General features: G+C 61.0%; 1 protein-coding gene and 1 tRNA gene. Both read left to right on the top strand.

What is annotated here, in order from left to right; translation table 11 throughout:
• Positions 1-20 precede the first annotated feature (20 nt).
• Positions 21-97: transfer RNA gene (locus EOA60_RS34500), tRNA-Asp, on the top strand.
• Between the two features lie 229 nt (positions 98-326).
• The coding region (locus EOA60_RS34495) for an FAD-dependent oxidoreductase (RefSeq protein WP_164899835.1) at positions 327-1,044 on the top strand (718 nt) is incomplete at its 3' end.

Here is a 1,044-nt window from a genome sequence, read left to right as displayed (position 1 = left end):
TGACACGTGCTCGTCAGTGCGCGGGTGTAGCTCAGTCGGTTAGAGTGCCGGCCTGTCACGCCGGAGGTCGCGGGTTCGAGCCCCGTCACTCGCGCCAGTCTTTCAAGGGTTTAGGCCCTGCTCTTCAAAAGCTTGAACTTTCATTTTCCGGAGAGTTTCAACTTTTTGTATTCGCTACGGCCAACATTCGCGATCCACCGCGTCTGAATGGGCGACTACGGGAGCCGCTCGTCAGGCGCCTGTGCTCCACCTTCCCCCTGAACTGCCTCAAGAAAGGTTGGCTGCCGGTGGGCCATAGCTGACGCAGCCTTTTCAGGATTCTCCCCTTGCCTACTTTCCCGTTCTCCGAAGCAGATCCGATTCAATTTCCCGGCCCGCCCCCAAAAAGCGCTGACGTGGTCATTATCGGCGGCGGCGTTATCGGCGTTGCGACAGCGCTTTTTCTTGCGCGGCGCAACATCTCGGTGACGCTGTTGGAAAAGGGACGCATCGCTGCCGAACAGTCCTCCCGCAATTGGGGATGGATCCGCAAACAGGGACGCGATGCGGACGAACTGCCGATCGTGATCGAGGCGTCGCGTCATTGGCGGCAGCTGGCCGAGGAATGCGGCGAAGACATCGGCTTGAAGCAGACCGGCGTGACTTACCTGGCAAGCTCCGACCGCGAAATGGCCCGCTTCGAAAAATTCATGACGATCGCTGCCGTCCATGAGATCGACACGCGCCTGCTGAACGCACGCGAAACCGCCGGTCTCATCAAAGGCATGTCGCGCAGTTTCAAGGGCGCGATGACAACGCCTTCCGACATGCGGGCGGAGCCTTGGCTGGCCGTGCCGGCACTCGCCCGGCTTGCCGCCCGCAGGGGCGTCAAGATTGTGGAGAATTGCGCGGCGCGAGCCCTGGAAATCTCGGCCGGGAGGATCAGCGGTGTGTGGACAGAGGCGGGTCACATCGAGACGTCGGGCGTTCTGCTCGCCAGCGGTGCGTGGTCTTCCCTGTTCCTGAGAAGACATGGCGTTTCCATTCCCCAGCTCAGTGTAAGGT

It is taken from the genome of Mesorhizobium sp. M1A.F.Ca.IN.020.06.1.1 (genome assembly GCF_004023265.1).
Lineage (GTDB): Bacteria > Pseudomonadota > Alphaproteobacteria > Rhizobiales > Rhizobiaceae > Mesorhizobium.
This window is presented reverse-complemented; position numbering and strand designations above follow the sequence as displayed.